Genomic DNA, 17,376 nt, shown 5'->3' with positions numbered 1-17,376 from the left:
ATTTAGTAAAATACTCGCTCCCTAAACCCGCCGTGATAGATACCAGATTGAACAAGGTTATCAAGCAAGAAAAAGCAGCTGAAATGCAACAATGGCGCATTATAGCACTACATCGCGAGTTATAATAAAGCCCAGCAGCTAATGATTAGTGACTCATGGTTCTAAGCGCTATTTATGCGACGTCACAATATAGGACTCTAGTGTCTGTTGCAGCCACAAGGGAGCAACCACCCTTTTATCAATAGAACGTTTAAGCCATAAATAAACGGTGGGATGAGAAAAGCCTTCCAGTAGATACTTATCCTGGCTGAAATCGATTTTACTCGCATGTAAGCCATTAATATTTGATAAAAAATCTACAGCCCCCTGCACGCCAATAATCATAAATGCATCGGAATTTAGCAGACTGCTTGCCGCACTGCCTAAGTCTGGCGCGGTAGCATATACCTGCATTGGCTTTCCTTTCGCCTTAGCATAAACCCCTATCGGGGACTTATTGGCAGGAAATGGCATTGTCACCAGCTTAACCATGGGGTAGTCAATCATCTTGTCGATAGTCGGTGCATCCCAAATAGGATGCTCAGCACGCGCAATGAGATGGCCACCCCGGTGCTGAATAATCGACTTTGATAATAGCTCTTTTCTCGTTGATGGCTTAAAGCAAATTGCCGCATCGACTTCACCATCTACAAGCTGTTGCTCCGTATTTTCTGACCAAGCAACCGTCGAAATAGTAAAGTTAGGGTTGATACTATGCAGAGCGGCTTCTCTAATCACCTGCTGGGCTAACCCTATTTCTAATTGAGGCACCGTACTAATCACCACGGGGGGCTCTGCCACTGTAATACGACTAATCGCAGCGGTTTCTACCGAGATCGTGCATGAGATCATTTCAGAAAAGCAGGGGTATAAGCTATGAGTCAGCTCTGTAGGCACCTGTTTATTATTCTTGCGGATAAATAATGGATCATCAAATACCTCTCTTAATGCATTTAATGCGCGGCTGACTTTAGGCTGCGATAACCCCAGCGCATTAGCGACATCCTTGGTGCTATTTTTAAGGTAAAGCTGACATAAAATTTCAAGTGCACCAATATTGATACTAGATAACTTTTTCATTATAACCTCCACTTTCTGAGGCCATATTGGTTTGTATATACGCTTGGATCTCGTGGCCAATCCAATCTGGATAAGTCGTATTTTTTCGCATTTGCGTTAAGTAGTAGTGATAGCGACCGCTTCTTTGGTTAATCAACTCGCTAAGGCCGGAGCCGAGTTTCAACCCACCAATATTGCCCCGTTGACATAAAAATTCAATGGAATCTCGATGACATAAAAGTGCTACCGCATTGCTTTGCTCCAGTTGCAGCATTAGATCGGCCAGTAAACAAACCTTTCCCACCACGTCTAAATCCCTTGCACTATCTAAGGCATAACTCTCTAGAGGGTCAATCGCATCATAGTGCTCGTCGCCAGAAAAACTCATATATGGATAATCAAATATGTCCTCCACTTGCAGGAGCAGACCAGAATTCAGTAATGGGTGTTCCCGCCTAGCAACCAGCATATAAGCGTCTGACCTCGCGATTAAACTAGAGGTCAATTGCTCTGTATTATAAGCGCTATAGGTCACAGCGATATCCACATATTGCTGCTTGATAAGTTCAGCAACATTGCTAGTACAAGGCTTAATATGAAACAGATAGCTTTGCCGTTCTTGAGTCGCCCTTTGTTGCAGGTGCCGCAAAAGGTTGAGAGATAATGTGGGCGGACAAGCAATAACCACCTCACGCGTTCTCGTGTCATTACTGCTAACGTCTATACTCTCGCACATTTTCGCTAATTCAATCACGCGCTTCATTTTAGGATAGATTTCGTTAGCTAAATCGCTTCTCTCAAACCCTTGCTGCTTACGTATAAATAAGGGCGAATGCAGTGAATGCCTTAATGACTTTAAACTTCGACTGACTTTGGAGCTAGGAACACCTAAGGTTTGGCTAACCGTCGTGGCATTGAGTGATTCATACAATAGTACAAACACTTGAATATCAAATAAGTTATTAGCGTTTAGCTTGTTCATTTACCCTCAAATCAATCTCTTAGATTTACGTCCTAGATCCATTATTAATTAATCTAAACCAATCATTAACGCTTAGGTATACACTCCATCCATATTCGCGACACCAATATTAGTTAATACTCAATTTTGTGACCTAAGTTTAAAATTTCACACCCCGTGTAAGCCTCAAATTCTAGATTTGCAATATGTGAATTTTACACTTTCACATTTCAATATTCAGAGCAAACAACCAACTAAAAACCCAAGATCAAAATCAAACACCAAAAACCAAATGCCAAGGCAGTAGTAAAACCCAGCACCAAACCATTAAGCAGATTTAAAGACCAACGCCAACCAAACTGACTAAGTGATCAACTTCATATCAAATTACCACCTATAGCAATAACATTTTAGCAACCAAGAGTGGTTACCTTTAAGGAACGTATGATGATGATAACGAAAAGAAAAGCATCGTTAGCTCTATTGATTAGCTCTGCATTGCTAATCTCTGGCTGTTCAGATGGTGAAGACGGTAAGAATGGTGAAGATGGGGCACCTGGTGGTGGCGGAGAGCCGGGCACGTCAGGGCTGCATATCGACATGGCTGCAGATGCCATCGCCACAATCAATAACGCAAATTATTCCGACGGTATTATTAGCGTCGATTTTGAACTTGAAAACCAACAAGGTGTTGGCCTTTACGGCCTCAGTGCTGATAATCAATTTCATGATTTCCGCTTCTCTCTTGCCCAGCTTAAAACCAATGATGGCTCTGATCTTAAACAGTGGATCTCACTGTTAAATGAGACCACAAATGATGCTGGCACCACCTTTGAACAAGGCTTCGAAAAATTAAAGGATTGCGCTGAGTGCTTAGTCGACCATAAAGATGGTACCTATAGCTACACTTTCAATACCAACCTCACAACCGTAACCGATCCAGCAGGCGTAGTATTCGACCCCGCTTTGACTCAACGTATAGCGATTGAAATGCAGTTTGAGTATGACTCAGGCCATGAATTAGCAGAAAATGCCCACTATGACTGGCTGCCAGCCACAAATAGTACTGAGGGTGTTGAGACTCGTGAACTGGTCACACTAGAAACGTGTTATACCTGCCATCAGCCAGACAGTTTAAAAGCTCATGGTGGACGCCGTTTAGATATGGAAAACTGTCAGTCATGTCATAACGGCATAGTGTCAGACCCAAATGATGTGTCTGTTGAGCTTGGCCATATGGTGCACGCTATCCATATGGGACCAAATCGTGAAGGCAAAGACGCCGAAGGCAATGTCATCCCTATGCCTTACACCATTGCAGGTTACGGTGGCGATCACGCCTTTGACTACCCTGCATTCCCAACTAAGCCCTTTATGGACTGTGCGACTTGTCACGTGGAAGATGACACGCTTGCAGATAAAGACTTATGGTTAGCCAACGCCAACGCCAACGCGTGTACGGGCTGCCACACCGACTCACCTGCACAACATAAATCAGATAAAAACCCAGAGCTTGTCTGTACAGACTGCCACAGCGCCACTGTACATACCGATCATAAGAAACCTTATGAGGCGGCTGAAAACTACAGTGTTGAAGTCAGTAATGTCAGCATTAGCCCTGCAAACTTGATTGAATTTGACGTGAAAATAATGGATACAGCTGGTGCACTCGTCACTGAAGATGAAGTCTACAAGCAAGGTTATAGCAAGCCTTATATGGTTGTAAGCTGGGATGTAGAGAAAGACTATCCAGATTACAATCAATCTCCATACAGCGAGCGCCGTATCGACTTAAAAGATGATACTAAAGCCACTTGGAATACCGACAACACAGTCAGTGTTGCGGTAACCATGAACTTCCCAAGCGATATTGCTTCTCGCTCTTTAGAGGTTCTACCGGTCCTAAAAGTATGCTTCGAAGAAGGTAGTGAGACCCGCACAGATTGCAGTGCAGATAACGCCTACCCAGCTTATGTACAAACCGATGCTTACCGAGCGGTATTAAGCGATCCTGATGCGGTTGTCGCAGATAGACGATCTATCGTAGACACTGCGACGTGCTTTGGCTGTCACAGCAAAGAGTTCTACCATGATTCAAATGGCGTGAACTGTATTGCTTGTCATACCAATGATAAAAGCCTCAAAGGGAATGGCGAAGCTAGCAATGGCGTCGCACTACTGAAATCAACCAACTTCATGTACAAGGCGCACAAAGCTGAAGGCCATGATAATGGTCACGGTGGAAGTGGCACAATCCTTAAGACAGATTGTACGACTTGTCACTCAGCTGTTGAGGGTTGGGGTGGTCTAGCTTATGGCTTTGAATTAGGCCGTAATGCCGGTCAAGCCCACACAGTTCCTAGCACTCAAAGCCCTGCAGCCGATGAAACGGTTGAGACTTGGTACACCTCTTCTGATGCCGCTGCATGTATGAGCTGTCACCAGAAATACCTGTCTGATGCTGCCATGTCACATATTAGAAGCAATGGTGGTTACTTCGGTGCCAATAAAGATGCTGACCACATTGTTGATGTGAATGATGCGGGTAATGCTAAGGATGCTAAAGAAGCTTGTGCAACCTGTCATAGCCCACAGAAAGTCATGGAGCATCATGGATTTAGCTTATAGCTTTATCGTGTAAATTCTTATGCAAAAAACTGAGGTGCTAATTAGTCCCTAGCACCTCAATAAGCTCCATCCCTGCAAAAGTCAAAGGCACCTCAAGGTGCCTTTTTTGCATGTTTTGCATATACAGCCAACAAACCTTGCGGCTCGCTTAAAAAGGCTGGTTGACCATGATCCAGAATTGATTCGATTCAGCGCTAAAAGCAAGCTCAGCACGCACCACTATACTTTCAACTTCAAACCGAGCACCAAAGCCTGCAGACCACTTTAAGTCATCATGCAGTGCACTGGCGCTAAAGTCATCACTCACCTGCCCCGCTTCGGCAAATGCCACCCACTGCCACCAAGGCACATCATATAAGTTAAATACAGGCCATTCTTGCAGCGGCTGCCATCTAGGTTGGACGCGATATTCGGCGCTGTAAAGCACAGCTGAACGGCCTGTATAACGCTTACTCGTGTAACCACGCAGACGCTCAAAGCCGCCTAAACTAATACCGGCAAAACTTGGTGGACGATGATAATCACCTTGCGGTTCTGAAGTCCAAGTCGGGGTATCGGCTAAATAAAAGTTAAACGCTAAAATTTGTTGTCCAAACCATTCATTAGAGTCGATTGAAACAAACGCGCTTTGATCTAACTCCCAGGTGGTCCAGCTATTGCGCGAGCCACTACCAAAGTCACGGGTCACCTTAAAGCTGGTTTGCCCCCCCTGGGTGCTGTTTTTCCCGTTATCACGGTTATCCCAATCAAGCTCAACTGCCAGCCCCTTGGCTTCATCAGGCAAAAATTCATAGCCTTCGAGTTCACGGCTATGGGTAAAAGGGCTGAACTTAATACTGGTGACACCGGATTCCAACGGGTTCCAACTCGTTTCACCTCTGGCACGACCTAGACTGCGCACAGCACCTTGAGTACCTCGACCAATAGGCAATATATATCTGGCATGAAATTTAGTGAATGCCTCATCACCAAGCGTGATTACCCGCTCAGTATCGCCATAAGGCGCGGCTTGCTCTGGCACGTAATAGACGCCCTCTTTAAAGCGAGCCTGATACGTTTCTAACGAGAATAACCATTGGTCAACAGAGGGGAGCTGAAAGTCATTAAAACGCAGGTAGCTGACCCAGCTGTTGTTAGTGCTATATACACCAATGCCCAATATCGAAGACTGGATCTGCCCAGCGTGTTTGAGGACTCCTGCACCACCAAAAGCGGTACTTAAGCTTTCACTCGAAAACACGAAAGGCACGGCAGCAAACTCAGCATTATAATCAGCTATTGTTTGAGGGCTCTCTTGCTGTGATGAGCCAGGCTTATTCTGCTGTTGGCGTTTTGCCTTTGGTGTAACAGCTTCAATAATTACTGTTTCTTCACCGGATTGGCGTGCACTGCTTTGTTCTGCTGTAGAGGCTGCGATGGCCCAAGGCGACATAAAGCCTAGAGCTGCAATTGTACAGAGTTGATTCGTTTTCAATTTAAGACATCTTCTACTGCAACGGGCATCCAGCCTCAAATTGCAGCATCACATAAGTTGATTATTTGCTCAGTCTAGGCAAACTGCGACTCTTGGAGTCAATTTTGTTACAAGCTCGTAGGCGATAGTCCCTATATGCTCTGCCACCTCCTCTACTGGAAGGTCTTTCCCCCAAAGCACTGCGTTATCACCGACACAATCTTTAGCATCAGCGCCAAGATCCACCGTCAACATATCCATCGAAACACGACCAACAATAGGCGCTAATCGGCCATTAATTAATACTGGCGTACCGACAGGCGCGTTTCGTGGATAGCCATCTCCATAACCGATAGCAACCACGCCTAGCTTAGTATCTTTATCAGCAGTCCAATAACTGCCATAGCCAACTGGCTGCCCGGCTTTATGCTCACGTATGGCTATCAGCTGTGACACCAACTCCATCGCAGGAATAAGCCCATGCTTGGTACCCAGGTCGCCCACAACCGGTGACACACCATACAGTGCAATTCCAGGGCGGATCCAATTGGCCTGGCTTTGTTGCCAAAACAATGCCCCTGCAGAGTTAGCTAGGGTGCGATCGCCAGGTAAGTCTTTGGTTAGTTTATCAAAAGTGGCTAATTGTGCTGCAGTGTAAGGATTATCAGGCTCATCAGCGCAAGCAAAGTGGGTCATCAAGTTAATTGGCTTAGCGATGTTGTCACAGGCTAATAAACGCTGATAAACCTGATGGAACTCGTCAGGTACAAAACCTAAGCGATGCATACCAGAGTCGACTTTCATCCACACTGTGACAGGTTTGCTTAATGTTGCCTGTTCAAGCATTTCGATTTGTGATTCGTGATGAACCACAGTCTCAATATCATGCTCAACTAAGGTGGCTAAATCGGTTGCGCGAAAAAAGCCTTCCAATAATAAAAGCTTAGCTTTAACACCGCCAGCACGAAGCGCTAGGGCTTCTTCAAGACGCGCCAATCCAAAACCATCGGCATTATCTAAACATTGAGCCACGTTAAGTAAGCCATGGCCATAGCCATTAGCCTTAACAACTGCCATCACTTTACTTGACGGGGCAAGTGTATGTAGCCGGGCCAGATTATTCTTTAATGCGTGGCGGCTAATTTCTGCTCGTGGGAATGGTTTCAAAAGTAACCTTGTTCTATCTAATCTAAACATAAGAGCCTCATTGAGGCTCTATTGTAGGCAATCATGGTCGTAAAAGACCTTTATTGACGATAATTAATCTTCTTCGAATTGCGGACCGGCGTAATTATCAAAACGTGAGAATTGACCTTGGAAGGTTAAACGCACACGCCCAATGGGGCCGTTACGTTGCTTACCAATAATGATCTCAGCAGTGCCTTTATCTTCAGAGTCATTGTTATACACTTCATCTCGATAAATAAACATGATCAAATCCGCATCCTGCTCAATCGCGCCCGATTCACGCAAATCCGAGTTAACTGGGCGTTTATCGGCACGTTGCTCCAATGAACGGTTAAGCTGTGACAATGCAACCACTGGAATTTCTAGCTCTTTTGCCAAAGCTTTAAGTGAGCGAGAAATCTCTGAAATCTCTAACGTACGGTTATCTTTAAGCGCCGGAACCTGCATCAACTGCAGGTAATCGATCATGATCATCGACAAGCCGCCATATTCACGTGCGATTCGTCTAGCACGACTTCGAACGTCGGTCGGGGTTAAACCTGAGCCATCATCGATGTACATTTTACCTTGCTCAAGCATGATCCCCATCGTTGAAGACACGCGCGCCCAATCGTCATCATCTAGCTGACCAGTACGGATTTTAGTTTGGTCAACGCGGCCCAGTGACGCCAACATACGCATCATGATCTGTTCTGAAGGCATCTCCAAGCTGAAAATAAGCACGGGTTTGTCTTCGTGCAGTGCAGCTTGCTCACACAAGTTCATCGCGAAAGTGGTTTTACCCATTGATGGACGCGCGGCGACAATAATCAAATCGCCTGACTGAAAGCCAGCCGTCATTTTATCTAAGTCGCCAAAGCCACTCGAAACACCGGTTACACCATTACTTGGGTTATTGTAGAGCTCTTCGATTTTATCAACGGTCTTCTCAAGAATAGCTTTAATGCCTTCAGGACCTTCATTGGCATTGGCGCGCTGCTCAGCAATTTTAAATACTTTGGTTTCAGCTAAATCGAGCAGCTCGCTCGAGTTACGCCCTTCAGGGTTAAACCCCGCATCTGCAATCTCGTTAGCAACTTTGATCATATCGCGAACAACAGCACGCTCACGCACAATGCTGGCGTAAGAAAGAATGTTACCCGCACTTGGGGTATTCTTCGCAATTTCACCTATATAGGCAAAACCACCTACATCTTCGAGTTGGTCTTCAAGTTCTAGCTGCTCAGATACCGTGATCAAATCGATGGGTTGACCCGCGCTGACTAACGATTCCATCGCAGTAAAAATCGTACCATGAGCACGAGAATAGAAATCTTCCTTTACAACAGCTTCAGCCACTCGGTCCCAAGCATCAGAGTCCAACATCAACCCACCGAGAACCGATTGCTCAGCTTCAATTGAATGCGGTGGCATCTTCAGCGCGTCCATCTGAAGATCTCTTGGCTTCTCTTTGCCCTTAAAGGTGCGTTGTTGTGACATTAAATCTCCAAAATTCCAACGTTTAAGCAAAATGTGGTATAAAACTGGGGTCAGGCAAAGCAGGCATTTAACATCTAACGACCTGCAACTAAAAAAACACTATAACAATATTAAGGAAAGCACATGCGCAATGCATTGATTGCCGCCATCGCTCTATCGTCAGGGATGCTGCCATCAGCCGTAGCATTGGCCGATGAAGGACAATGGCAACCCTATCAAATGCCGTCTATCGCCGATAAGCTCAGCGAACGTGGCATCGATATTCCAGCTAAACAGTTAGCGGACTTAACTAGCTACCCAATGAACGCGGTAGTCGGACTGGGCTATTGTACCGCCAGTTTTGTTTCGCCCCAAGGCTTAGTTGTGACAAACCATCATTGCGCCTACAGAGCTATTCAATATAACAGCAAAAAAGAGCATAACTACCTTGCTGATGGCTTTTTAGCGACCAGTAAAGACAAAGAACCAACTGCTGGCCCAAATGAGCGCCTTTATATCACTGAAGCGGTTACCGATGTATCAGCGCGAGTAAAAAAAGATATTGGTGAAGACCCACTTAAGCGCTATGAAAACATCCAAGCTAATCGCAAAGCGTTAATTAAAGAGTGTGAAAGCAATGATAATTATCGCTGCTCAGTGCGAAGTTTCCACAACGGTTTAGAATACTACCTCATTAAACAGCTTATTATTCGTGACGTACGCCTAGTATACGCACCACCAGAAAGCGCTGGGGCATTTGGCGGTGATATCGACAACTACGAGTATCCTCGCCACTCAGCTGATTTTACCTTTTTACGTGCATACGTAGGAAAAGATGGTAAGCCAGCAGCCTTTGCTGAAGACAACGTACCTTATGTGCCAAAAAGCTATTTAAAGGTTAATGCTGACGGCGTTAAAGCGGGTGACGGTGTATTTGTTGCCGGCTACCCAGGCTCAACCAGCCGCTACCGTTTAACTAGCGAACTTAAGTTCGCTAGTGACTGGCTATATCCAACGCTTGCGACTCGCTATCAGCTGCGTATCGATACTATCGAAGCCATGAGCGCTAATGATAAAGACGTTAAAATCAAATATGCAGGCACGCTTGCAGGCATGGCAAACCGCATGAAGAAGTACAAAGGTTTGTTAGATGGCTTTAAAGCGACTGACATTGCAGGTATTAAGCAAGGCCGTGAAGATGATTTCAGTACGTGGCTTGCAAAAGATCCCGAGTATCAATCATTCCAAGCTCAGTTTGATGAGCTCGAAACCTTGTTAGTTGAGCAGCGCTTGCTGCGCCAAGGCCGTTATTACTTTGAAAACGCCCAAAGCAGCACACTGTTGTCGACGGCAAATAAACTATATCGTTTAGCTAAAGAAAAGCAAAAAAGCGATGCCGAGCGTGAAGAAGGTTATCAAGAGCGCGACATGAAGATGTTTAAGGCTCGCCTTAAGCGCTTAGACTCAAGCTTTGCGGTAAGTGTTGATAAGACACTTTGGATGCAAGACTTAGAGGCTTATTTAGCTCAAGACAACCGTGTCGCTCAGCTCGATGCCATGCTGAATGAAGGCGATAGCGATGTCAGCCTAAGTGAAAAACTTGATGCACTCTATGCGCTGAGCTCGCTAACCGATAAAGATAAGCGTATTGCCTGGATGGATGCCGACGCAACAGAGTTTGAAACCAGTGCCGACCCGTTTATTCGTCTCGCAGTCGCCCTGTACGCTCAAAACATGCAGGCCGAGAAAGATGCTAAAACATTGGCAGGTAAACTATCAAAAGCTCGCCCTGACTACATGAAGGCTATTATTGCTTATAACAAAGCTAATGGCTGGCCAGTATACCCTGACGCCAACGGTACGCTACGTATCACATACGGTATGGTTGATGGTTACCAATCAACCGATGCGCTTTATAAGCAGCCATTTACACGCTTAGAGGGTATTGTTGCCAAGCATACAGGTGAAGAGCCATTTAATGCGCCAACTAAGCTATTAGAAGCTATTGAAGCAAAGCGTTACGGCACACATGCAGTCGAAACTGTATATCAAGATCCCGCGTCTTGGTTATGCCGCCTATTCTCCTGCTTAGATAAGCCTGAGAGTTTTGGTTCTGTGCCCGTTAACTTCTTATCGAGTGTTGACACCACTGGTGGTAATTCTGGCTCACCGGTATTTAACGGTAAAGGCGAGCTAGTCGGCCTGAACTTTGACTCAACTTATGAAGCGATTACTAAAGACTGGTTCTTTAACCCAACCATCACTCGCGCAGTACATGTCGATATTCGTTATATCCTATGGATGATGGATGAGGTCGATAACGCACAAAACCTGATTGAAGAGTTAGATTTAGTGAACAACTAATCCGGTGCCATTGCACACTTAAAAGGCATATGAGCTACGCTTATATGCCTTTTTTATTTGCACTGCGACTCATGCTCTACCTTCTGCTTTCCTGCTTTCCTGCTTTCCTGCTTTCCTGCTTTCCTGCTTTCCTGCTATGCCATTTTCCAGACATAAAAAAACACCGCACTAATAAATTAGTGCGGTGTTTCAATTAAAGCATTTGCTTAGCGCAAATTATTAAGCTTCTGCAACTACAGAAAGTTTAACGATTGCTTTAACTTCAGTGTGAACTTGAACTTCAACTTCGAATTCACCAGTAGTGCGGATAGCACCTAGTGGAAGACGAACTTCGCTCTTAGCTAGTTCAACACCAGCAGCTGTAACTGCATCAGCGATATCACGGTTGCCAATAGAACCGAATAGCTTGCCTTCGTCACCAGCTTTAGAAGCGATAACAACAGACTCAAGTGCAGAGATTTTCTCAGCGCGTTGAGTAGCAGCAGCTAGGTCAGCAGCTAACTTAGCTTCTAGATCAGCACGACGTGCTTCAAAAACTTCAGTGTTAGCAGCGTTAGCAACAACAGCTTTACCTTGTGGTAAAAGGAAGTTACGTGCGTAACCCGCTTTTACTGAAACTTGGTCACCCAAGTTGCCTAGGTTAGCGATTTTATCAAGTAAAATAACGTTCATTTTATATTCCTCTAAATTAATGCAGTATTACTGATGTAAATCAGTGTACGGCAGTAGAGAAAGATAACGAGCACGCTTGATAGCGCGAGCTAGTTGACGTTGATATTTAGCATTTGTACCAGTGATACGACTAGGAACAATTTTACCACTTTCAGTGATATAGTTCTTCAAAGTAACGATATCTTTGTAATCGATCTCGGTAACGCCTTCTGCAGTGAAACGGCAGAACTTGCGACGACGGAAATAACGTGCCATGTGACAGTCTCCTAAGTTTTCAATTCGACATTTTCAGCGTGTAAAACCAAGCGATTTTGACCATTTCTGCTCTGTTGCAGATTAATGAAGCCTTCTACTTGTATTTCAACGCCGGCTGTTAGGTTTTTTGAAACGCTATTAAAGCGTTCTCCACTTAATACAACTTGGATTTGGCAATAAACGTTGCGGAGCATTTCTGCTTCATAACGCTGCGATTTGTGTTCTAACATCACTACCGTGTGGGCAATGCCTGCTGGACTATCAAACTGCCTGGAACGCGTAATGGTTCCTGCTAATACCAAATTGTTCGTGGTCAAAAAAACTTACTCAGCAGTGTTTTCAGCGCTTTCTTCTACTTCTTCAGTAGCTTCTGCACGAGGTGCACGCTCTTCAGATGAACGACGTGTGTCGCGCTCGTCTTTAGCTTTAGCCATTGGAGATGCTTCAGTGATGGCAGCTTTAGTACGCATAACCATGCTACGCAAAACAGCGTCGTTGAAACGGAAAGCTGTTTCAAGTTCTTCAACCGCTTCTGCAGTAGTCTCTACGTTCAAAAGAACATAGTGAGCTTTATGCAATTCGATGATTGGGTAAGCCAATTGACGACGGCCCCAATCTTCTAAACGGTGGATTTGACCGCCAGCTTGGGTAAGAATACCCGTGTAACGTTCGATCATACCTGGCACTTGTTCACTCTGATCAGGGTGAACTAAAAATACGATTTCATAATGACGCATTTTTTGCTCCTTACGGTTATCTAGCCTCGTTGTTGGCTCAGTCAGACCTAATAGAGGCAAGGAACTAATTAAAGTGACTGAATTAAGCCGCGGAATAGTACATAAACTCAAGCCAGAATTCAAGTAATAACTTAGCCTAGGCGTTAGCTATTTACACCCAATGATTAAATACACCAACAAAGCGCATAAGTAGCGGCTAACTCTTAGCTGTTACCGGGCTATCTCAGCTTGTGTTGTAGGATGAAAAGTGTAAGCAATCTAGTTTGCGTGCAGGCTGATTCTAGGTATTATGTCGCTACGACAAAGTAATGATCTCCAATTAGAAACACACCAAGAATAAGAATAATGCTAAAAACTCTCATTGTTGTAATTGCGCTAATGTTCTCGCAGGCGGCCTTCGCCCTCGTGCCACCAGACTACCAAGAGCCTCCTAGCGATCTGACGGCGGAAATTGAAGCGGGCTTCCAGCTCAATACCGGTAACACCGAATCCAGTAGCTTTAACGGCAGAACCAAATTGGTTTACGATACTAAGCAAACTCGGCAAGAGGGAACAGTTAAAGCTTACTTTGCTGCAGACGACGAGAAAACAACCGCAGAGAAATATGATCTTCAGTTGCAGTCTAACTATAAAGTTAATGGTGGTTACTTTTTTGGACGTGGTGACTTCACCTGGGATCAATTTGGTAGTTACACCCGCATAGCAACGGTTTCGGGTGGTTATGGTTTCGACACGATTAGCACGTCTAAAACTAAACTAAGTTTAGAAATCGGTCCTGGTTATCGTTATAATTTACCGATAGCAACTGATGACGCCCCTAATCCAGAAGCCTCGAAAGACATCATTTTGCGTACAGCGGCCAAATTTGAGATGAAACTACAAGAATACACCAGTTTAAATGCCGATCTAATCGCAGAGACAGGTGAAGACAATAATACTCTCACCCTAGATTTAGGATACAAGAATACCCTATTTCAAGACTGGGCATTTAAAATCGGCGTTAATGTAAAATATACTCAAGTGGTGCCTGAAGGGTCAAAGCAAACTGATACGATCACCGTGTTTAATCTACTCTATACCTTCCAATAGAGGCTTGCAGCACTCGGTTATAACGTTTCTAAACTCACATCAGTTTACATTACTCTTAATTGATGAGCTGAGTGAACTCGATATCAATCCGTATCTACCCGCTCCGTTCACTATCAATCTGTAGATACAAAAATGCCGATAAGAGTTTACTCTCATCGGCATTTTTAAACTGATGCTAACTTCAAAACTCAAGTTCAAACCTGAAACTCAAAGTTCATCACGCCCAAGCATTACGCAAGACGCTGGCGTACCGCTTCAAATAAGCAAACACCTGTCGCCACTGAAACGTTTAAGCTCGACACGCTACCCGCCATAGGGATCGATACCAAGGTATCACAGCTTTCACGTGATAAACGACGAAGACCTTTGCCTTCGGCACCCATAGCGATTGCTAGAGGGCCTGTCAGACTTGCTTGGTAAAGCTCACAGTCCGCTTCACCGGCTGCGCCGATGATCCAAATGCCTTTCTCTTGCAGGCTACGCATAGTGCGCGCAAGGTTAGTCACTTGATATAACGGCACCACTTCTGCTGCGCCACAAGCCACTTTACTGACAACTGGCGTTAAGCCCACTGAGTTGTCTTTTGGCACAATAACGCCATGTACACCTGCAGCATCAGCATTACGTAGACATGCGCCTAAGTTATGCGGATCGGTAACACCATCTAGAATCAACAAAAATGGTACTTCAGTTTTTTCTAGCATCGCTGACAAATCATTGTCACTCAGAATTTTTGCCGGCTTAACCTTGGCAACAACGCCTTGATGTTGGCCACCGTCAGACTTCTCGTCTAATGCTTTGCGAGAAGCGTACTGTACTGACACGCCCCACTCTGCAGCCATTTCAAGAATAGGAGTCAGTCTCGCGTCATCACGACCTTGAAGCACCCACATTTCAATTACACGCTCAGGGCTGTTTTTAAGTACCGCTTCAACTGCGTGTAGTCCAAAGGTCATATCTTGCTTTTTCATCTATTTCTTACTCGCTTTACGCTTGGCTGACTTAGCTTTATTTGCTGAAGATTTTTTTGCCGAAGCTTTTGTCTTTGTCTTGTTAGCAGCGCTGCTGCCGCTCTTATATTTACCGCTGCTAGACTTAGCGCCTGAGCGGCTCGGCTTGCGTTTCGCACCAGACTTAGATTCAGAGTCTGAACCACCGTCCGCGCCTTTGCCACTTGAAGACTCACGCTTAGAGCCAAGCTTTGCACCTTCGCGATTAACTCGCTCACGGGCCGTTAATGGCTTAGTTGGTCTACGACGTTTACCACCTGCTGAGTCACCTTCCATCATCAAGTCAATTTGACGGTCATCAAGATTAACCCCGGCAACTTTAACCGTTACCATATCGCCAATTTGATAAACCTGACCAGAGGCTTCGCCCACTAAACGTTGGCGCATATTATCGTATTGGTAATAATCACTGCCTAGACTTGAGATATGCACTAAGCCGTCAATAAACAGGTCATTAAGACGTACGAACATGCCAAAATGCGTTACAGAAGCAATAACCGCTTCAAATGTGTCACCGACATGGTCTTGCATAAACTCGCATTTAAGCCAGTCATTGACATCACGAGTGGCCTCATCGGCACGACGCTCTGTGGTTGAACACTCTTCACCAAGCTTATCAAGCTCTTCAATCTTATAATGATAACCACCATCAGCAGTCCACTGATCAGTTAAATTACCTTCTTGCTTAGCAAGTAGATAACGGATCACTCGGTGCAGTATCAAGTCAGGATAACGACGAATTGGTGAAGTGAAGTGTGAATACTCCTCTAATGCCAAACCGAAATGCCCTTCATTATCCGGGGTGTAAGTCGCTTGGCGCATAGAGCGCAGCAACATCACCTGAATAAGCTCGGCATCGGGTCTGTCTGCAATTTGCTCCATCACCGCTTGGTAGTCTTTCGGCTCAGGCTCTAGGCCACCAGCCATTGTTAAGCCACGCTCTTTAAGGAAGTCCTTAAAGTTCGTTAGCTTTTGCTCTGAAGGTGCCTCATGCACACGGTATAACACTTCACCTTTGTGCTTTTTAACAAACTTAGCTGACGCAACGTTGGCTAAAATCATACATTCTTCAATGATCTTATGCGCTTGGTTACGGTTACGCGGTACGATCTTGTCGATCTTACGTTGCTCATTAAAAATAAATTGCGTTTCTGTGGTTTCAAATGCAATGGCACCACGCTCTGCGCGAGTTTGTTCTAATGTCAGGTATAGCGACTGTAATGTCTGTAGGTGCGGGAATATCGGCTTGAGCTTATCGCTCACCTCTCCACCTTCAAGCATATCGGCAACCTGGGTGTAGGTTAAACGCGCATGTGAATGCATCACTGCTGGATAAAACTTGTAACCTGATAGCTTACCTACCGCCGAGATGGTCATCTCTGCAACCATACAAAGACGGTCGACTTCTGGCATCAAAGAACACAGACCATTAGAGATCTTCTCTGGCAACATAGGGATAACTTGCGATGGGAAATACACCGAGTTACCACGAGCGCGGGCTTCTTTATCGAGTGCCGATTCAGTGCGAACATAATGGCTCACATCTGCAATAGCCACCCATAAACGCCAGCCACCAGACTTTTTCTTCTCAGCGTAAACAGCATCATCAAAGTCACGTGCATCTTCGCCATCAATCGTAACTAGCGGTAAATGACGCAGGTCGACGCGGCCCTCTTTGTCAGCCTCGGTCACTTCATCAGGTATTTTACGTAGTTTTTTCTCAATCAAGCTAGACCAGGTGTGAGGTAGGTCGTAATTGCGTAGCGCAATCTCAATCTCCATCCCCGGCGCCATCTCTTTGCCTAGCACTTCAGTCACTTTACCTGCGGCTTTGACATAACGACCCGGTCTGCGTGTAAGCTCAAGTACCACGATATCGCCTTGACGCGCGCCTAAACGATCTTCTTCAGGGACTAGAATCTCTTGCGTAATGCGGCGGTCATCGGCAATCACAAAGCCCATGCCAGCGTCCAAGTGGAAACGGCCAACTAAAGCAGCGCTGCGCTCTTCCACTAAACGTACAATACGCGCTTCACGGCGACCTTTACGGTCGACACCCGCTTTTTGTGCAAGAACTCGATCACCGTGGAAATACATCAGCATGTCACGGTTATTAATATAAAGGTCGTCACCGCCTTCTTCTAGCTTCAAGAAGCCAAAGCCGTCACGGTGGCCAATAACGGTACCGGTTAGCAAGTCCATTCGTTCAGGTAAGCCATATGCTTTGCCGCGGGTAAAAACAAGCTCACCATCACGCTCCATCGCTCTTAGGCGACGACGAATAGCTTCTAGCTGTTCTTCACCTTCAATTTTTAAGGCTGTGGCAATGTGTTCACGGGTTAACGGGGACGTTTGCGAGCGCAAGTATTCCAAAATATACTCGCGGCTTGGGATAGGGTTTTCGTACTTCTCTTGCTCACGCTTAATATGCGGATCTTGTATCATTCATTTTCCAAATTATTG

Annotated in this window: 14 protein-coding genes; 3 read left to right on the top strand and 11 right to left on the bottom strand. The window is 45.3% G+C overall.

Translation table 11 applies throughout. From position 1 onward, the window contains the following. Positions 1–168: 168 nt before the first annotated feature. Positions 169–1,119: a LysR family transcriptional regulator gene (locus ACVBJC_RS05035; RefSeq protein ID WP_447159605.1), complete on the bottom strand. Its 951-nt coding sequence runs from the start codon at positions 1,117–1,119 to the stop codon at positions 169–171. Further along, entirely contained in the window at positions 1,103–2,080 is a 978-nt protein-coding gene (locus ACVBJC_RS05030) for a LysR substrate-binding domain-containing protein (protein ID WP_447159606.1), read from the bottom strand. Before ACVBJC_RS05030 ends, ACVBJC_RS05035 begins: the two co-directional genes overlap by 17 nt. Positions 2,081–2,506: 426 nt before the next feature. Here ACVBJC_RS05030 and ACVBJC_RS05025 point away from each other — a divergent pair, with 426 nt between their 5' ends. Continuing rightward, positions 2,507–4,687, top strand: coding sequence for an OmcA/MtrC family decaheme c-type cytochrome (locus ACVBJC_RS05025; RefSeq protein ID WP_447159607.1), 2,181 nt, complete (start codon positions 2,507–2,509; stop codon positions 4,685–4,687). A gap of 148 nt (positions 4,688–4,835) precedes the next feature. On the opposite strand, the gene ACVBJC_RS05020 is transcribed toward ACVBJC_RS05025, so the two are convergent. The 3 genes from ACVBJC_RS05020 to dnaB all read right to left on the bottom strand — a co-directional run bounded on the left by ACVBJC_RS05020 (position 4,836) and on the right by dnaB (position 8,807). Then, positions 4,836–6,161, bottom strand: coding sequence for a hypothetical protein (locus tag ACVBJC_RS05020; RefSeq protein ID WP_447159608.1), 1,326 nt, complete (start codon positions 6,159–6,161; stop codon positions 4,836–4,838). Positions 6,162–6,230: 69 nt separating this feature from the next. Then, entirely contained in the window at positions 6,231–7,307 is a 1,077-nt protein-coding gene (gene alr / locus ACVBJC_RS05015; RefSeq protein WP_447159810.1) for an alanine racemase, read from the bottom strand. 93 nt (positions 7,308–7,400) lie between these two features. Then, complete coding sequence (dnaB, locus tag ACVBJC_RS05010; RefSeq protein ID WP_447159609.1) at positions 7,401–8,807, bottom strand: replicative DNA helicase; 1,407 nt, start codon at positions 8,805–8,807, stop codon at positions 7,401–7,403. 123 nt (positions 8,808–8,930) lie between these two features. Here dnaB and ACVBJC_RS05005 point away from each other — a divergent pair, with 123 nt between their 5' ends. After that, positions 8,931–11,150: a S46 family peptidase gene (locus ACVBJC_RS05005; RefSeq protein WP_447159610.1), complete on the top strand. Its 2,220-nt coding sequence runs from the start codon at positions 8,931–8,933 to the stop codon at positions 11,148–11,150. 219 nt (positions 11,151–11,369) lie between these two features. On the opposite strand, the gene rplI is transcribed toward ACVBJC_RS05005, so the two are convergent. Genes rplI through rpsF form a run of 4 tightly spaced genes read right to left on the bottom strand, consistent with a single transcriptional unit; the run spans position 11,370 to position 12,814 of the window. After that, a complete protein-coding gene (gene rplI, locus ACVBJC_RS05000) occupies positions 11,370–11,822 on the bottom strand; it encodes a 50S ribosomal protein L9 (RefSeq protein ID WP_012278732.1) in 453 nt (150 codons plus the stop codon). A gap of 27 nt (positions 11,823–11,849) precedes the next feature. Next, positions 11,850–12,077, bottom strand: a complete 228-nt coding sequence (gene rpsR / locus ACVBJC_RS04995) for a 30S ribosomal protein S18 (RefSeq protein ID WP_005497284.1) — start codon at positions 12,075–12,077, stop codon at positions 11,850–11,852. Positions 12,078–12,088: 11 nt separating this feature from the next. Continuing rightward, positions 12,089–12,394, bottom strand: a complete 306-nt coding sequence (priB, locus tag ACVBJC_RS04990; RefSeq protein WP_447159611.1) for a primosomal replication protein N — start codon at positions 12,392–12,394, stop codon at positions 12,089–12,091. Between the two features lie 6 nt (positions 12,395–12,400). After that, complete coding sequence (gene rpsF / locus ACVBJC_RS04985) at positions 12,401–12,814, bottom strand: 30S ribosomal protein S6 (protein WP_447159612.1); 414 nt, start codon at positions 12,812–12,814, stop codon at positions 12,401–12,403. Between the two features lie 345 nt (positions 12,815–13,159). Between rpsF and ACVBJC_RS04980 the strand changes: the two genes are divergently transcribed. Next, positions 13,160–13,903, top strand: a complete 744-nt coding sequence (locus ACVBJC_RS04980; RefSeq protein ID WP_447159613.1) for a DUF481 domain-containing protein — start codon at positions 13,160–13,162, stop codon at positions 13,901–13,903. 230 nt (positions 13,904–14,133) lie between these two features. Here the strand turns inward: ACVBJC_RS04980 and rlmB are convergent, their stop codons facing one another. Beyond that, entirely contained in the window at positions 14,134–14,874 is a 741-nt protein-coding gene (gene rlmB / locus ACVBJC_RS04975; protein WP_447159614.1) for a 23S rRNA (guanosine(2251)-2'-O)-methyltransferase RlmB, read from the bottom strand. After that, positions 14,875–17,358: a ribonuclease R gene (gene rnr / locus ACVBJC_RS04970; protein WP_447159615.1), complete on the bottom strand. Its 2,484-nt coding sequence runs from the start codon at positions 17,356–17,358 to the stop codon at positions 14,875–14,877. It lies immediately after the preceding gene. Positions 17,359–17,376: the final 18 nt, after the last annotated feature.

This window comes from Shewanella sp. 0m-6 (assembly GCF_052977325.1).
The sequence above is the reverse complement of the archived record's forward strand: the minus strand, read 5'-3'. Positions and strand labels throughout refer to the sequence as shown.